The 15,598-nt window shown below is 68.0% G+C and carries 15 protein-coding genes; 14 read left to right on the top strand and 1 reads right to left on the bottom strand.

Translation table 11 applies throughout. The features are described 5' to 3' along the window. Positions 1-22 precede the first annotated feature (22 nt). The 11 genes from ACQP2T_RS41630 (at position 23) to ACQP2T_RS41580 (ending at position 11,141) form a co-directional block, all read left to right on the top strand. Positions 23-1,327: a hypothetical protein gene (locus ACQP2T_RS41630; RefSeq protein WP_433510341.1), complete on the top strand. Its 1,305-nt coding sequence runs from the start codon at positions 23-25 to the stop codon at positions 1,325-1,327. An 11-nt stretch (positions 1,328-1,338) separates the two neighbouring features. Beyond that, the gene (locus ACQP2T_RS41625; protein ID WP_433510340.1) at positions 1,339-2,667 is read left to right on the top strand and encodes an extracellular solute-binding protein; all 1,329 of its coding nucleotides are present in this window, start codon (positions 1,339-1,341) and stop codon (positions 2,665-2,667) included. A gap of 2 nt (positions 2,668-2,669) precedes the next feature. After that, complete coding sequence (locus tag ACQP2T_RS41620; RefSeq protein ID WP_433510339.1) at positions 2,670-3,575, top strand: carbohydrate ABC transporter permease; 906 nt, start codon at positions 2,670-2,672, stop codon at positions 3,573-3,575. Beyond that, the gene (locus tag ACQP2T_RS41615; protein WP_433510338.1) at positions 3,572-4,465 is read left to right on the top strand and encodes a carbohydrate ABC transporter permease; all 894 of its coding nucleotides are present in this window, start codon (positions 3,572-3,574) and stop codon (positions 4,463-4,465) included. The genes ACQP2T_RS41620 and ACQP2T_RS41615 overlap by 4 nt, the downstream gene beginning before the upstream one ends. Positions 4,466-4,468: 3 nt before the next feature. Next, a complete protein-coding gene (locus ACQP2T_RS41610; RefSeq protein WP_433510337.1) occupies positions 4,469-5,569 on the top strand; it encodes an ABC transporter ATP-binding protein in 1,101 nt (366 codons plus the stop codon). Beyond that, a complete protein-coding gene (locus ACQP2T_RS41605) occupies positions 5,566-6,492 on the top strand; it encodes an acetylxylan esterase (RefSeq protein WP_433510336.1) in 927 nt (308 codons plus the stop codon). The genes ACQP2T_RS41610 and ACQP2T_RS41605 overlap by 4 nt, the downstream gene beginning before the upstream one ends. Positions 6,493-6,496: 4 nt before the next feature. After that, positions 6,497-7,342: an acetylxylan esterase gene (locus ACQP2T_RS41600; protein WP_433510335.1), complete on the top strand. Its 846-nt coding sequence runs from the start codon at positions 6,497-6,499 to the stop codon at positions 7,340-7,342. Beyond that, positions 7,339-8,478: a hypothetical protein gene (locus ACQP2T_RS41595; protein WP_433510334.1), complete on the top strand. Its 1,140-nt coding sequence runs from the start codon at positions 7,339-7,341 to the stop codon at positions 8,476-8,478. Before ACQP2T_RS41600 ends, ACQP2T_RS41595 begins: the two co-directional genes overlap by 4 nt. A gap of 71 nt (positions 8,479-8,549) precedes the next feature. After that, positions 8,550-10,343, top strand: a complete 1,794-nt coding sequence (locus ACQP2T_RS41590; RefSeq protein ID WP_433510333.1) for a thiamine pyrophosphate-requiring protein — start codon at positions 8,550-8,552, stop codon at positions 10,341-10,343. 207 nt (positions 10,344-10,550) lie between these two features. Beyond that, positions 10,551-10,934: a hypothetical protein gene (locus ACQP2T_RS41585; RefSeq protein ID WP_433510332.1), complete on the top strand. Its 384-nt coding sequence runs from the start codon at positions 10,551-10,553 to the stop codon at positions 10,932-10,934. Positions 10,935-10,985: 51 nt separating this feature from the next. Then, a complete protein-coding gene (locus ACQP2T_RS41580) occupies positions 10,986-11,141 on the top strand; it encodes a hypothetical protein (RefSeq protein WP_433510331.1) in 156 nt (51 codons plus the stop codon). 14 nt (positions 11,142-11,155) lie between these two features. Here the strand turns inward: ACQP2T_RS41580 and ACQP2T_RS41575 are convergent, their stop codons facing one another. Continuing rightward, positions 11,156-11,719, bottom strand: coding sequence for a TetR family transcriptional regulator (locus ACQP2T_RS41575; protein WP_433510330.1), 564 nt, complete (start codon positions 11,717-11,719; stop codon positions 11,156-11,158). A gap of 291 nt (positions 11,720-12,010) precedes the next feature. Here ACQP2T_RS41575 and ACQP2T_RS41570 point away from each other — a divergent pair, with 291 nt between their 5' ends. The 3 genes from ACQP2T_RS41570 to ACQP2T_RS41560 all read left to right on the top strand — a co-directional run bounded on the left by ACQP2T_RS41570 (position 12,011) and on the right by ACQP2T_RS41560 (position 15,589). Beyond that, positions 12,011-12,283: a hypothetical protein gene (locus ACQP2T_RS41570; RefSeq protein WP_433510329.1), complete on the top strand. Its 273-nt coding sequence runs from the start codon at positions 12,011-12,013 to the stop codon at positions 12,281-12,283. A 19-nt stretch (positions 12,284-12,302) separates the two neighbouring features. Then, the gene (locus tag ACQP2T_RS41565) at positions 12,303-13,322 is read left to right on the top strand and encodes a LacI family DNA-binding transcriptional regulator (RefSeq protein WP_433510328.1); all 1,020 of its coding nucleotides are present in this window, start codon (positions 12,303-12,305) and stop codon (positions 13,320-13,322) included. Positions 13,323-13,513: 191 nt separating this feature from the next. Further along, positions 13,514-15,589, top strand: a complete 2,076-nt coding sequence (locus ACQP2T_RS41560; RefSeq protein ID WP_433510327.1) for a beta-galactosidase — start codon at positions 13,514-13,516, stop codon at positions 15,587-15,589. Positions 15,590-15,598: the final 9 nt, after the last annotated feature.

The following is a 15,598-nucleotide window of genomic DNA, read 5'->3' as shown; positions in this document are numbered from 1 at the left end:
ACCTAGTTCGTAAAGGGGTGTCGTGGCGATGGTGATCGGAGTGGTGACCCACTCCATGCACGGGAAGTTGTTCCGGGAAGCCGCGAACACGCTTCGTGGGGTCGACCTGGAATGGGTCAGCTACGACCACGAGGACGAGATCCGCGCCAAGGTCGCCGAGTTCCTGAGCACGACCCGGCTCGACGGCTTCCTGGCCGGCCCGGTCCCGTACACGGCCAGCCGCGAACTCCTCCCACCCGGCCTCCCGGTCGGCGTGATCCGCTCGTCGGCGCTCGACCTGACCCTCGCGCTCTACCGCGCCCAGGAGCGTGGCTGGGGTCGCACCCCGGTCAGCATCGACACCTTTCCCGCCGAGGCGGTCGAGGCGGTCGCCCTCGCGCTCGAGCTCGACGCCGACGCCATCGACTGCCTGCCGTACGCCCCCACGCAATCCGTGGCGGACATCGTCGAGTTCCACCGTTCCGCGTACCACCGGTTCGGCGAGCGCAGCTACGTGATCAGCGTCCGCGCGGCCGTCCGCGAGCGACTGTCCGGCGAGATCCCGATCATGAGCGGCATGCCGGTGCCGGCGACGATCCGGACCGAGCTGCACGAGCTCGCGCTCCGGATCGAGTCCGAGCGGGCCAGCGCACAACGCTTCGCCGCCGGAGTCTTCCTGATCTCGCATTCGCAGGACGAGGAACGGGCCCGGATCGGCCTGATGAACCTGTTGCTCAACACCCCCGAGTTCGCCGGCGCGTGGATCGAGGACCGCGGCCGGCGCGGTGTCGTCGTCTTCGCCCACAAGGCCCTGTTCGAGCGCATCACCCGCAACTGGGTCGCCGTACCCGCGCTCGCCGAGGCGGCCACGGCGCTCGGCGCGCAGGTCTCGGCCGGGTTCGGCGTCGGCGCGTCCGCCCGCGGCTGCGTGGCCCTGGCCGAACAGGCGGCCGCCCGAGCCGAGCGGGAGAGCGAGCCATGCGGCTACCTGATCGAGGACAGCGGCGTGATCATCGGCCCGATGGGTCCGGTCCGGGCGGCGCTCAGCTACTCCTACCGCGAGCACGGCGACGACGTCGAACGGCTCGCGAAGTCCGTCGGCCTCAGCGCCGCGACCGTCTCCCGGCTGGCGGCACTGGAGCACGAACTGGAAGGTCGCGCGATCTCGCCCGGTGAGCTCGCCGACCATCTCGGCATCACGGATCAGAGCGGGCGCCGACTGATCCGGACACTCGACGCTGGGGGCCTGGTGAGCGTCGAAGGCACTGCTCAGCACCATCCGAAAGGACGCCCGACGCGTCTGTACCGACTACGCATCGCCCAAGCGCTACCGCGCTCCTCCCGTTGAAGGGACCCCCCATGGAGTTCAACCGCCGCCAGATCCTGAAGTACGCCGGCCTCGGCCTGGCCCTGCCCGCCGCATCGCCCCTGCTGTCCGCCTGCTCCAACGACAAGTCGGCGGGCTCCGGCGACGGCAGCGTGAAGTTCGAGGGCTGGGACTACGAGGCCGCACTCGTCCAGCAGAACCTCGACAACTTCACCAAGACCAGCAAGATCAAGGTCAACTACACCCCGATCACGAGTGCGCAGTACGTTCAGAAAGTAGTCGCCGAGTTCACCGGCGGCGGCGGCCCGGACGCCCTTTACGTGTACGACGATTCCCTCGCCGGCTGGGTCGAGGGGGACTACCTCCAGCCGCTCGACGGCATGCCCGGCGTCGACGAGGTGTACAACGCGATCTACCCGGGCAACGCGACCGCGATGACCTACCAGGGCAAGCGCTACGGCCTGCCGTACTACACCGACTCCAACGCCCTGACCTACAACGCCGACATCCTGGCCAAGGCCGGGATCACGAAACCGCCTGCCAGCCTGGAGGAGCTGGAAGCGCAGGCGGTCAAGATCAAGAACGCCGGCCTCCTGAAGTACCCGATCGGCGTACCGGCGCAACTGTCCGACACCTGGTGGTCCTGGGTGTGGGCGCTGGTCTACGGCAGCGGCGGCAACATGTTCGACGACCAGCAGGCGCCGATCATGAACACCACCGACACCGTGGTGAAGGACGTCTTCGCCTGGCTGCAGCAGGCGGCGAACAAGTCGAAGGTGATCGACCCGGCCTGCCTGCAGCTGCTGCCGGTCCCGATCGACAACGCGATGAAGGCGAACCGGTACGCGTACACGATCGGCGCGCGGTACGCCAGCCGCGACTACAACGACGCGACCAAGTCCAAGGCCGCGGGCAAGATCCGGATGGCGCTGATACCGAGCCTCGACGGTCAGGTGCACGGGACGGTCAGCAACACCCGGCTCTATGCGCTGGCCAAGGACACCGAGGTGAAGGACAACGCGTTCAAGCTGCTCACCTATCTGGGCGGGCTCGACGCGAACAAGCAGCCTAATACCGCGAAGTTCTGGTTCCTGCAGCGTGGTCTCGGGTTCGCCTACAAGTCGATGGCGACCGACCCGGAGATCACCGCGTCGCTGAAGAAGTTCGCCGACCCGGAGATCTACGCCCACCTGGGCGAGATCGCCAAGCCGCGCAACGTGCTCGGCATGCCGTGGTACACCGAGTTCGAAACCGAGATGCACAAGGTCGTACAGGGCGTGCTGAGCAACCAGACGCAGCCGGCCGCGGCGGTGGCGAGCCTGGCGCAGTCCGCCGAGACGCTGAAGAAGAAGTACAGCTGAGGATGGCCGTCCTCGACGAACGCCGGCCGCTGGGCGACAACGCCAAGGCCTGGGCGCTGAACGCGCCGGCCATGATCGTGATCGCCCTGCTGGTCGCCTACCCGATCGCGTACTCGTTCTGGGTCAGCCTGCAACGCAACAACCTGAAGCGCCCGCGGGCGAAGAGCTTCATCGGCTTCGACAACTACCAGGCCCTGCTCAGCGATCAGGCTTTCCTGTCCGCGCTGAAGGTGTCGGCCCTGTTCGTCCTCGTGGTGCTCGGGCTGACCGTCGTCCTCGCGCTGATCCTGGCGCTGGTGCTGAACGAGCAGTTCCGCGGCCGCGGTCTGTTGCTCAGCCTGGCCTTGCTGCCTTGGGCGATGCCGGGGGTGGTCAACGGCCTGATGTGGCGGACCATCTTCGACGCGAAGACCGGCGCCCTGAACGGTCTGCTGACGCAGCTCGGGCTGATCGACGAATACCAGGCCTGGCTGACGTCCGGGACCGGCGCGTTCCTGTTCACCGCGCTGGCCCAGGTGTGGAACACGCTCCCGTTCTCGGTCATCATCCTGCTCGCCGGACTGTCGACGATCCCTTCGGAGCTGTACGACGCCGCCACCGTCGACCGGGCGGGTGCGGTGCAGCGGTTCGTCCAGGTGACGGTGCCGTGGTTGCTGCACCCCCTGCTGATCGTGCTGATCCTCGAGACGATGAACGCCTTCCGCGCCTTCGACACCATCTACGTGCTGACCGGCGGCGGACCGGGTGACGCGACCACCACCATCGCCCTGCTCGACGTGCAGACCGTCCTGACCTTCACCGACTTCGGCCTGGGCAGCGCCTACGCCTGGGTGATCACCGCGATCACCCTGCTGATCTCGGTCGGCTACATCGGCCTGCTCTACCGGAAGGGGGACTTCGAGGTATGAGCACCGTGGTGAAGGTTCCCCTGCGCTACCGGATCCCCTGGAAGAAGATCGTCCTGTACGTGCTGGCGGTCGTGTTCGCGCTGTATCTGGTGTTGCCGTTCTACTGGATCGTCGCGATGAGCTTCATGCACGAGGTGGACGCGATCTCCGTTCCGCCGCACTGGGTTCCGGACCGCCCGACGCTGGAGAACTATCTCGGTTTCGTTCATCCGAGTGAGGCCCAGCAACTCGTCGGCGGCCGGGCGATCGACGAGACGCCGTACTCCTTGCGCAACAGCCTGATCGTCGCCACCTCGACGGCGATCCTGAATCTCGCGCTGGCCACGTTCGCGGCGTACTCGTTCTCGCGGCTGAAGTTCCGGGGCAGTCAGGTGCTGCTCATGCTCTACCTGCTCACCCGGATGGTGCCGGGGATCGCGATCATCATCCCGTTCTACCTGCTGATGCGGACGTTCGGGCTGCTGGACACCTACCTGGCGCTGATCCTTTCGTACACGACGTTCGCGCTGCCGATCACGATCTGGATCCTGAAGGACTTCTTCCGCTCGGTGCCGCGCGAGCTGGAGGAGGCGGCCCGGGTGGATCGGTGCGGCTGGTTCCGGACCATGTGGTCGGTGTTCCTGCCGGTCGCGGCGCCGGGGCTGGTCGCGGCCGCGGTGTTCGCGTTCATGACCGCGTGGAACGAGTTCATGTTCGCGTTGTTCCTGACCAGCACGAAGGCGGCGAAGACGATCCCGGTGGTGGCGGCGAACTTCGCCACCGACTTCAACACCCAGTTCACCGTCATGGCCGCGGCCGGCGTGCTCGCGGTCGTCCCACCCCTGGCATTGGCCCTGCTCTTCCAGCGCAAGCTGGTCCAGGGCATGGCCGCCGGATCCGTGAAGGGCTGACAGATGGCAGAGGTTCGACTCGAAGGCGTCACCAAGTCGTTCGGCGCCAAGACCGTGGTGAAGGACCTGAATCTGACCATCGAGGATCAGGAGTTCCTCACCCTGGTCGGCCCGTCCGGTTGCGGGAAGTCGACAACCCTGCGGATGATCTGCGGCCTGGAACGGGCCTCCGCGGGCAACATCTTCTTCGACGGCAAGCCGGTCAGCTGGCTGCCGGCCAACAAGCGCGACGTCGCGATGGTGTTCCAGAGCTACGCGCTCTACCCGCACAAGACGGTCCGGCAGAACATCGGGTTCGCGCTGAAGATGATGCGGGTGCCCAAGGCGATGATCGACGAGCAGGTGCTGCGGGCGGCCCGGACGCTGGACATCGAGGACCTGCTGGATCGCAAGCCGCGCGAGCTGTCCGGTGGTCAACGGCAACGGGTCGCACTGGGTCGCGCGATCGTACGGGACGCCGGCGCGTATCTGCTCGACGAGCCGCTGTCCAACCTAGACGCGCAGCTCCGGGTGCTGATGCGCGCGGAGATCAAGCGGCTGCACGTGGACGTCGCCCGGACCTTCATCTACGTCACCCACGACCAGGTCGAGGCGATGACGATGTCGGACCGGATCGCGGTGATGCGCGACGGCGTCGTCCAGCAGTGCGCGACGCCGGGGGAGATCTACGAACGACCGGCGAACCGGTTCGTCGCGTCGTTCATGGGCTCGCCGCCGATGAACTTCGTCACCGGTGAACTGGCCGACGTGGACGGCGTCCGTACCTTCCGCAGCGGCGCGTTGAGCCAGGAGCTGGGCCGGTACGACGTTTCGCCGGACGACCCGGCCGTCGTCCTGGGCGTCCGGCCGGAGGACGTGACGTTGTCGCCGACCCCGGTCGCGGGCTACCAGCCCGGGAAGGTGTTCGTGTCCGAGCCGCTCGGTCCGGACGTGCTCGTCACGGTCCGGATCGACGGCGAGCTGCTGAAGGCCCGCGTCCCGGTGCCGTTCCGGCTGGGTCATGACAGCACGGTGTACGTCGGCTTCAACCAGAACCGCCTGCATCTGTTCAAGGCCTCCGACGGCACCGCGCTGCATGCCCCCCATCGAGAGGAACGCTCTTGAGAGACCCCGAGAACGCGATCGTCGAGGTCGAGCTGCCGGACGACTTCGACGACTTCTGGGCGGCCGGCCTGGCGGATTGCGCGTCGTACCCGCTGGACCCGGTCCTCACCGAAATGCCATCGCTGTCCACGGACAAGGTGATCGTCCACGATCTGCGCTACACCAGCTATGGCGGTCTGCGGATCGCGGGCTGGTACACCGTCCCGCGCGATCGGCCGGCCCCGCACCCGGCGCTGGTGACGATCCCCGGCTACATCTCCGAGCCGGCGATCCCGAAGGAATGGTCCGAGCTCGGGTACGCCGCGCTCGCGGTCGCGCCGCGCGGAAAGCTGCGCTCGAACGACGTGTTCAACCCGGGCTACCCGGGACTGCTGACGCACAACATCATCGACCACAACACCTACGGGTATCGCGGGTTCTACCTCGACGTGGTGCGGGCGGTCGAGGTACTGCTCGATCGTCCGGAAGTCGATGATCTGCGGATCGGACTGCAGGGGTCGAGTCAGGGCGGTGGCCTCGGGATCTCGACGGCCGCACTCCTGCCGGACGTGATCCGGTGCGTCGCGGCGGGAGCGCCGTACCTGTGCGGGATCATGACCGCACCGACACTGACCCGGTCGTATCCGTACGAGGAGATCAACGAGTACTTGCGGACGCACCCGAAGGACGTCGACCGGGTGCGGGAGACGGTCGCGTACTACGACGGGCTCAACTTCGCGCCGAAGGTGCGGGCGCCGACGCTGATATACCTCGGGCTCGAGGACGACGTGTGCCCGCCGGAGACCGGGTTCGCGCTGCACCGGGTGCTGACCTGTGAGACCACCCTGCACACCTACCCGCACTGCGCGCACCACGCCGGGCTGCCAGGCGTGATGCGGATCGTGGAGGACTTCCTTGCCGAACACCTCACGCCGGGACGGTGAACCGATGGACTTCGACGGCTACTGGTCCGCCATCGATGAGGAGCTGGCCGCGATCTCCGCTCGGCCCGCGCTCGACCTGGCGCCGGCGCAGACGACGGACGAGGCGACCAGCTACACCGTGCGGCTCACCAGCACCGGGCCGTACCGCGTCTTCGGTCATCTCAGCATCCCGGCCGGTGACGGGCCGTTCCCCGCGCTCCTGCAGACGCCGCGCCACGGGAGCGTCAACCTCGTGCCGCACCCGAACGATCGCAGCCGGTACGTCGTGTTCGCCCTGACGCACCGTGGTCAGCGGCTGGCCGACGAAGGGTTCTCGGCGGCGTACCCGGGATTGCTGACGATGGGCATCGACGACCCGGCGTCCTACATCTATCGCGGGATCGCGGCGGACTGCCTGCGGGCCGCGGAGTTCCTGATGAGCCTGGAGGAGGTCGACCCGGCGCGGGTGGCCGTGAGCGGGGACGACCTGGCGCTGCTGACGGCCGCCCGGCGGCCCGGGTTCAGCGCGGTCCGGCTCTCGGAGCTGCTGTTCTACCGGGCGGCGGAGGCACGGCTGAAGTCGAGCCGCTATCCGCTCGAGGAGCTCAACGATCACCTCCGTGCCGGCTCGTCGGCGCAGATTGTTGACAACACTCTTGCCTACTTCGACCCGGTCCGGCACGCGTCCGCGGTGACCGCTCGGACGTTGCTCGCCGTCGATGATCCGGACTGGTGCGCCGCACTGGTCGGGGCCTTGCCCGCCGCGAGCGTCTACAAGCTGACCCACTTCGACGGCACCGACAACGACTTCCTGGATGCCTGGCTGGCCGAACTCGCCGGTGTGCCACCGATGTCGAGATTCCTCGTATGACCAATCCGTTCGGGGTCCGGCCCGTCGTCAACGCCTCCGCGACACTCACCGCACTGGGCGGCTCGCTGATGCCGCCCTCGGTGCTGAAGGCGATGACGGAGGCGGCGGCCCACTTCGTCGACCTGCCCGAACTCCACGACCGCGTCGGTGAGCGCCTGGCCGCGCTCACCCGCAACGAGGCGGCCTGCGTGACGTCCGGCGCCGCGGCGGCGATCACCCTCACGGTCGCGTCGTGTGTCGGTGAGCCCGCGCAGGCGTTCCCGGCCGATGCCGAGGTCGTCATGTTCACCGGCCAGCGCAACGGCTACGACTACGCGGCCCGCCTGACCGGCGCCCGCGTCGTAGAAGTCGGTCCGTCGATCGAGGAGCTCCGGGCCGCCCTGGTACGCCGCCCCGCCTGCGTACTGTGGTTCGCCGGCGCCCACTACGCGGCGGATGCTCTGCCGATAGAGGACGTGCTCCGAGCCGCCCGGGAACTCGCCTCGACCGGCCCGGCCCCCGTCGGTCCACCGGTTGTGCCGGTGATCGTGGACGCGGCGGCCCAGATCCCACCCGTCTCCTCGCTGTGGCGATTCACCACGGAGCTCGGTGCGGATGCCGTGATCTTCAGCGGTGGGAAAGGGCTGCGCGGGCCGCAGTCCAGTGGGCTGGTGCTGGGGAAGCGGTGGATCGTCGACAGGTGCCGGGCGCACGCGTCGCCGAATCAGCAGATCGGGCGCGGGATGAAGGTCGGGAAGGAAGAGCTGCTCGGGCTGTACGCCGCGGTCGAGTGGACGCTGGAGCAGGACGAGGAGGCACTGCTCGCGAGCTATGAGCAGATGGTCGACCGGTGGATCGCCGGCTTGCGCGCAGTGCCGGGTGTCATCGCCGAGCGCGGGTACCCGAGTGAGGCGGGCCAGCCGCACGGGCGAGCGGTTGTCCGACTGCTGACATCCAGCGGCTGGACCCGGGACGGGTTGGTGCGGGCTTTGTGGGAGGGAGACCCGCGGATCGCGGTCGGTGTGTCCGGCGTACCCGACGACGCGATCGCGCTGAACCCGCAGACGATCGAGCCGGGGGAGGACCTGGTGGTCCTCGACGCACTGGTTCGGCACCTGAGCTCCGGAGATGGCGAAAGAGCCGGACGGGACGCGTGACGGGCCCCAGTTTCAATCTGGTGGCCCGGGCAGGGCCCAGGGAAAGCCGCTATCGCAGGGAGGACCTGGTCATGGCTCCTACCGTTGCCGATTACCTGCTCATACGCTTGCGTCAGTGGGGTGTGGAGCACCTGTTCGGCTATCCGGGCGACGGTATCAACGGGATCATCGCGGCGCTGGGACGCGCCGACGACCGCCCGCGGTTCGTCCAGTCCCGGCACGAGGAGATGTCCGCGTTCGAGGCCGTCGGATACGCCAAGTTCACCGGCAAACCCGGGGTGTGCCTGGCCACCAGCGGGCCCGGCGCGATCCACCTGCTGAACGGCCTGTACGACGCCAAACTCGACCATGTCCCGGTCGTGGCGATCGTCGGCCAGACGGCCCGCAGCGCCATGGGCGGCAACTACCAGCAGGAAGTGGACCTGCTGAGCCTGTTCAAGGACGTCGCGAGCGCGTATGTACAGATGGCGACCGTCCCGGCGCAGCTGCCCAACCTCATCGACCGCGCCATGCGCATCGCCGTCGCCGAGCGCGCTCCGACCGCCGTGATCATCCCCTCCGACCTGCAGGAGGAGCCCTACGAGCCGCCCGCACACGCGTTCAAGAACGTGCCGTCGTCGGCCCCCGGCTACACGCCGCCGGTGACCCGCGCGCCGGACGAGGAGATCGGCCGCGCGGCCGAGGTCCTCAACGCCGGGTCGAAGGTGGCGATCCTGGTCGGCCAGGGGGCCCGCGCGGCCGCCGCCGAGGTCATGGAGCTCGCCGAGCTCACCGGGGCCGGGGTGGCCAAGGCGCTGCTCGGCAAGGACGTCCTGCCCGACGACCTGCCGTACGTCACGGGGTCCATCGGCCTGCTCGGCACCCGGCCCTCCTACGAGCTCATGCGCGACTGCGACACGCTGCTGATCGTCGGGTCCAACTTCCCGTACACGCAGTTCCTGCCGCCCTTCGGCGAGGCGCGCGGCGTGCAGATCGACATCGACGGCCGCATGATCGGCATGCGCTACCCGACCGAGGTCAACCTCGTCGGCGACGCCGCCGAGACGCTGCGGGCGCTGATCCCGCGCCTGAACCGCAAACAGGACCGGTCCTGGCGCGACACCGTCGAGGGGAACCTCGCGCGCTGGTGGAGCACGGTCGAACGGCAGGCCAAGGTGGAGGCCGACCCGATCAACCCGATGCTGCTGTTCTGGGAGCTGAACCCGCGGCTCCCCGACAACGCCATCGTGACCGCCGACTCCGGCTCGGCCGCGAACTGGTACGCGCGCGACCTGAAGATCCGCGCCGGCGTGCGCGGCTCGCTGTCGGGGACGCTGGCGACGATGGGGCCGGGCGTGCCGTACGCGATCGGCGCCAAGTTCGGCCACCCCGACCGGCCCGTCATCGCCTTCGTCGGCGACGGCGCCATGCAGATGAACGGGCTGGCCGAGCTCATCACGATCAAGCGGTACGCCGCCCAGTGGGCCGATCCGCGCCTGATCGTGGCGGTCCTGCACAACAACGACCTGAACCAGGTCACCTGGGAACTGCGGGCCATGGGCGGCGCGCCCAAGTTCGAGGAGTCCCAGACCCTGCCGGACGTGTCCTACGCCGGCTTCGCCCGCTCGCTGGATCTGGAGGGGATCGAGGTCGAGAAGCCCGAGGCGATCGGCCCGGCCTGGGACCGCGCCCTGGCCGCGGACCGGCCCGTCGTCCTGGACGTCCACTGCGACCCCGACATCCCGCCGATCCCGCCGCACACGGACTTCGAGCAGATCAAGGACGCCGCCGAGGCCATCATCAAGGGCGACCCCGACGCGATCGGCGTGGTCAAGAAGGGCCTGAAGACCAAGGCCCAGGAGCTGTTCACGCGCGGCAGGGGCTGAGCGCCGGGACGCCCTCGAACCGGTTACGTGGTGGGCGGTGCTGTTCGCGCTCTACCTCGCGGTCATCCACGATTTCGTTCACTGAGATCGTGATCATGTTGGGGCCGCCGTCGGCCGGTTGTAGTGGTTTGCTTGGGAGCGGTCCTGGTGTGAGTGGCTGTGCCGCTGCTGGTCAGGGCGCCCGGGGTCTGTTGGGAGGGGTGCGGGGTGGCGGGGTCGGTTTCGAGGCTGGCGGCGGCAACGCCGGACGATGTGATGCGGGCGCGGGCCGAGACGGCGATGAGCCTTCCAGCTCCGCTGCTCGCACTGTGGAGCGTGAGGGACGGCCTTCTCACAGCGTCCGGTGTCGCGGTGTACTCGGCAGGGGACATCGGTGAACGCAACGCCACTTACGAAGTCGCGCGGTATGCACCAGGATTCCTCCTCGTCGGCGATGACAGTGGTGGCCACGGATTCCTCCTGCGTGCCGATGACCCGGACTCCGCTGTGTTCTCCTCCGGTCTGGGCGATCTGGAGCCTGCGGACTTCGACGTCGTGTCCGCGGACTTCGCGTCCTGGATCGAATCGCTTGGTCCTGCCCCTTCCCGCTGACAAAGGGCATTCTCGGGTTCGCTTACCGGCGTGGGCTGAACGAGTCAGCGTGTGTCGAAAGTGGATCTTGGCCCTGCGCAGCGCGCCGGCGCGGGTGCCGCCGATGCCCTTGGCGCGACCATTGACCTGTATGGATGGAATTTCGGCAGGCACAGGATCGGCTGGCTGAAGCGCAAAGTGGGGGATGAACAAGCGTTTGTTAAGTGAGCCGAGGTGCGGCCTCAGGCCTCCAGGCCGGTGAGCATCCCGTCGGTGAGGACCTCGGCGATCTGCTCCGCGGTGAGTTCGCCGGTCGGGGAGAACCACTCCGTGGCCGAGTTGAGCATGCCGATGATGGCCAGCACCGTCACCCGCGCGCTCTTGACCGCCCTGAACTCGCCCGCCTCGATGCCCTCGTCGATGATCTGTGAGAAGAGGGCCTCGTACCGGCGGCGAAGCTTGACGACGCGGCGCCTGCCGGTGGAGGCGAGGTAGGTCCATTGGTGGAAGGCGACGCGGGTCTGTTCCAGAGATTCGGCGAGCACGCCCATGTGCGCGTTGATCGCGCCGCGCAGGCGCTCCGGCGCGGTCTGGTCCGACTCCACCACCGGCTCGATCGCGTCGAGGTAGCGCTGGATGCCGTTCTCCACGATGCTCTGGAGCAGGTCCTCCTTCTTGCTGATGTGGACGTAGAGGCTGCCCGGCAGGAGCCCGACGGCGTCGCTGATGTCCCGCATGCCCACGACCGGGTAGGTCTTCTCGCTGAAGAGCTTGATCGCCGCTTCTTCGATGAGCTCCGGCGACACAGGTCCGCTTCGCTTGGCCTGTCTTTCCTTCCGCGTTGTCAACCGTCCTCCCACGTTCGGTTAACAACTGATTGTACGGCGGGTCGCGGCGCGCTCGTTCTGCTGGTCAGCGGTTGAAACGTGCCCGCCTGCGTTCGAGGAAGGCGTCGACGCCCTCGGCCAGCTCGGGGCCGTGGTGCAGTGCCGCGACCGCCCAGTAGCCAGCAGGCCGACACCGGCGCCGACCTCGACTTCCTCATAGGCTCCAGCGGTGGCGCCGTGCCGCGCGCATCCCACTGAAAGGACCCCCTCATGCGCACCGCGCTCATCACCGGCGGCGTCAGCGGTCTGGGCGAGGCCGCCGCCATCCGCCTCGAGGCCGACGGCGTCAAGGTGATCACCCTCGAGGTGACCGAAGGCGCCGACCTGGTCGTGGACGTCACCGATCCGGCCGCCGTCGATGTTGTCGACAACACTGGCTATACTGGCCGCAAGCCGCGGTCAGCCTCAACTGTTTCTGGGGAGCGCTGTGAGGACGCCGTACAAGTTCTGCTGACGACTGTCGTTGCGGTGCTTCGGCTGTGAGCACTGTATGAATGAACCCATGAAGCCTCCCACGATCTACGACGTCGCGCGGGAAGCGGGAGTGTCGCACCAGACCGTCACCCGCTATCTCCAGGGATACGAGGGGATCCGCGCCAGCACGCGTCAGCGGGTGGAGGCGGCACTCGAGCGGCTCCAGTACCGTCCGAACCTGGCTGCGCGGCAACTCCGCCTGCGCAAGTCCAACCGCATAGCGGTCCTGGCGGACAGAATCGGCCAGGGCGGCCCGGCTCTGATTGTCCGGGGCGTGACGGAGATGGTCCAGAAGCGGGGGTTCGTCAGCGACATCATCGCCGTCGATGGCGAAGGTCCGGAATCGGTCGACGCCGCCATAGACCTTGCGACCGAACACCAGGTGGCGGGGATTCTGGCCACCGCGCAGACGGACGTTGTGCTGGAACGACTGCAGCGTCGCATCCTTGAGGTTCCCATGATCATCGATGCTCAAATCGTCGACCCGGTGAGCGGCGTTCTGATCGGTCAACTTGTCGGCAGGAGAGCGGCAGAACACCTTCTCGAGCTCGGTCATCGGCGGATCGGGTACGTGAGCGGCCCAGAAGGCTGGTTCGCGGCACGCGACAGGGCGGCAGGCTTCTTCGCGGCTGTCGAAGATGCGGGAGGGGAAGTCGTATGGATACGGGAAGGCGACTGGTCTGCTGACTCCGGATACCGAGCATGGCAAGCCCTCGCTGATCAGGAACGAGCTGTGACGGCGGTGGCGGCGGCGAACGACGCCATGGCGATCGGTGTGATGGCCGCCGCCCTGGACGACGGCCGAGCCATACCCGAGCAGCTCAGCGTCATCGGGATCGACGATCTCGAGGAAGGTCGTTTCATGCGGCCGGCGCTGACCACGGTGCAACTGGACTTCGAGGGGGAAGGGGCTCACCTCGCAGCCCAATTGATCGACCGGATCTCGGCGGCCGGTTCGGAGCGGGAGGCCAGCCCGGTGAGCAGCGCCGACGAGGAGCAGTACAGCCCCAACCTGATCGTTCGGAGCTCCACGGCGCGGGTCGCCTGACGCTCCCGCATGGCGTCCCGGCGGCGCCGCGGGCTTCATCCATGACGGCCCGGCTTCATGCCTCAGCTAGGTAACAAGCTCGGGGCGTGGCTTGCGCTTTCGGTTGCCGACTCCGTAGCCTCACGGCAATGTTGTCGACAACATCTTCTGAAGTTAGGGTGTCCATGACCGCCAATCCCACCTTTTCTGGCGTGCTCTTCGGCGCTGCGTACTACGCCGAGTACCAGCCGGAAGGCACGCTCGAACGCGATCTCGACCTGATGCGTGCGGCGGGATTCAGCGCCATCCGCGTGGGGGAGTCGGTGTGGTCCACGTGGGAGCCCCGCGAAGGAGAGTTCGACCTCGACTGGCTGCAGCCTGTGCTCGATGCCGCCCACGCACGAGGAATCGCGGTCATCCTCGGCACTCCCACCTATGCCGTGCCGCCGTGGCTGCAGCGTCTTCACCCGGAGATCGCCGCCGAGTCGAAGACCGGCGTCCGCAACGGGTGGGGCGCCCGGCAGGAGATGGACCAGAGCCACCCGGCGTACCGCTTCTACGCCGAGCGCGTCGTCCGCAAGGTCGTCAGCCGGTACGCCGATCATCCCGCGGTGATCGGCTTCCAGGTGGACAATGAGCCGGGCCTGCATCTGCCGCACAACGAGCACACCTTCCAGCGCTTCGTCAACTGGCTCAAGGCCCGCTACGGGGATGTCGAGAACCTCAACCGGGAGTGGGGGCTCGTCTACTGGTCGCACCGGCTTTCGGACTGGGCCGACCTGTGGCGGCCCGACGCGAACACCACTCCGCAGTACCAGATCGAGTGGCGCCGCTTCCAGTCGACGCTCGCCACCGAGCTCATCGGCTGGCAGGCCGACGTGGTCCGGGAGTACGCGCGCGAGGACCAGTTCGTCACGACATGCATCTCCTATCCACGGCCGCAGGTCTCCGATGACGAACTGGTCGCGTCCCTCGACGTGGTCGCCGGCAACGCGTACTACAAGATGCAGGACGGGCTCGAGGCCGGCGTGGACGTGCCGCGGGAAGTGCTGTGGTGGCACACCGGGGTGTGGGCGCTCTTCCAATGGGGCGACCGCGCCTACTCGTCGGCCCAGACGCAGTTCCTCGTCACCGAGACCAACGCCCAGTCCGTCGGCGACCCGTGGCAGAACCACCCCCCGTACCCCGGGCAGATCAAGCAGGCGGCGTTCGCGCTCCTGGCCCGCGGGGCTCGGATGGTGGCGTACTGGCACTGGCACACGCTGCATTTCGGCGCCGAGACGTACTGGGGCGGGGTCCTGCCGCACAGCCAGCAGCCCGGGCGCATCTACCGGGAGGTGGCAGAGCTCGGTGCCGCGTTGCAGGCGATCGGACCGGCGCTGGACGCGTACGTGCCGGACGCCGACGTTCTCCTCCTGTACTCCACGGACACCAAGTGGTCGTTCGAGGCACATCCGCCGCTGCCGCTGCCAGGCGGCGGCCCCGACACGGCGGCCTACCTCAACATCTTCGACGCCTTCTACCGCGGACTGTTCGAGGCGGGCGCGCAGGTCCGGGTCAAGCACACGCGCCAGTTCCTCGCGACGCCGGTTGAGGAACTCGTCGCCCGGTATCCGGTCATCGTCGCCCCAGCGATCTACGTCGCCGACGATGAGACGCTCCAGCATCTTCGGGCGTACGCGGCGTCCGGAGGGCATCTCGTCGTAGGCATCCGCACCGGATACGCCGACGAGCTCGTTCGCGCGCGGCTGGCGGTCGCTCCCGCCTTTCTCGCGGACGCGGCGGGCATCAGCTACGACGAGTACAGCAACATCGACACTCCGCTCACTGTCCGCTCGACCAGTGGTCTTAAGCTGGAAGAGGGCACCGCGGCCACCGCGTGGGTGGAGGTCCTTCGCGTCGACGACGCTGAAGTCCTCGCCGAGTTCGACCGGACGGAACTCGGCGCGCAGGCCGCGATCTCGACATGTCCCTTCGAGGCGGGACGGGTCACCTACGTGGCCACCGTGCCCAACCCTCCGCTGTCGCGCAGCCTCGCGCGCTGGCTGGTTCCCCATCGAGCGACGACCACATGGGCGGCGAGCACCTCCGTCACGGTCTCCACCGGCGAGGCGAACGGGCGTCGCCTGGCGTTCGTCTCCAACTGGTCCGCCGAGCCGACGCAGGTCACGGCGCCGTTCGCCGTTCGTGACGTCGTCACCGGCGAGGACTGGGAGCTCGGCGCCCACATTCCACTCGAGCGGCGCGCCGCGTTGCTGCTCGAGGCCACCGGCTACTCGCCCGAGTAGCTCGAATAT

It is taken from the genome of Nonomuraea sp. CA-143628 (assembly GCF_050942315.1).
In the GTDB taxonomy this organism is placed as follows: Bacteria; Actinomycetota; Actinomycetes; order Streptosporangiales; family Streptosporangiaceae; genus Nonomuraea.
Note: the sequence above shows the minus strand (reverse complement) of the source record. Positions and strands in the feature narration are given on the sequence as shown.

Coding starts and splice junctions, on each gene's coding strand:
- ACQP2T_RS41625 (WP_433510340.1), top strand. CDS start 1,339: ATGGAGTTCAACCGCCGCCAGATCCTGAAGTACGCCGGCCTCGGCCTG.
- ACQP2T_RS41620 (WP_433510339.1), top strand. CDS start 2,670: ATGGCCGTCCTCGACGAACGCCGGCCGCTGGGCGACAACGCCAAGGCC.
- ACQP2T_RS41615 (WP_433510338.1), top strand. CDS start 3,572: ATGAGCACCGTGGTGAAGGTTCCCCTGCGCTACCGGATCCCCTGGAAG.
- ACQP2T_RS41610 (WP_433510337.1), top strand. CDS start 4,469: ATGGCAGAGGTTCGACTCGAAGGCGTCACCAAGTCGTTCGGCGCCAAG.
- ACQP2T_RS41600 (WP_433510335.1), top strand. CDS start 6,497: ATGGACTTCGACGGCTACTGGTCCGCCATCGATGAGGAGCTGGCCGCG.
- ACQP2T_RS41595 (WP_433510334.1), top strand. CDS start 7,339: ATGACCAATCCGTTCGGGGTCCGGCCCGTCGTCAACGCCTCCGCGACA.
- ACQP2T_RS41590 (WP_433510333.1), top strand. CDS start 8,550: ATGGCTCCTACCGTTGCCGATTACCTGCTCATACGCTTGCGTCAGTGG.
- ACQP2T_RS41570 (WP_433510329.1), top strand. CDS start 12,011: ATGCGCACCGCGCTCATCACCGGCGGCGTCAGCGGTCTGGGCGAGGCC.
- ACQP2T_RS41565 (WP_433510328.1), top strand. CDS start 12,303: ATGAAGCCTCCCACGATCTACGACGTCGCGCGGGAAGCGGGAGTGTCG.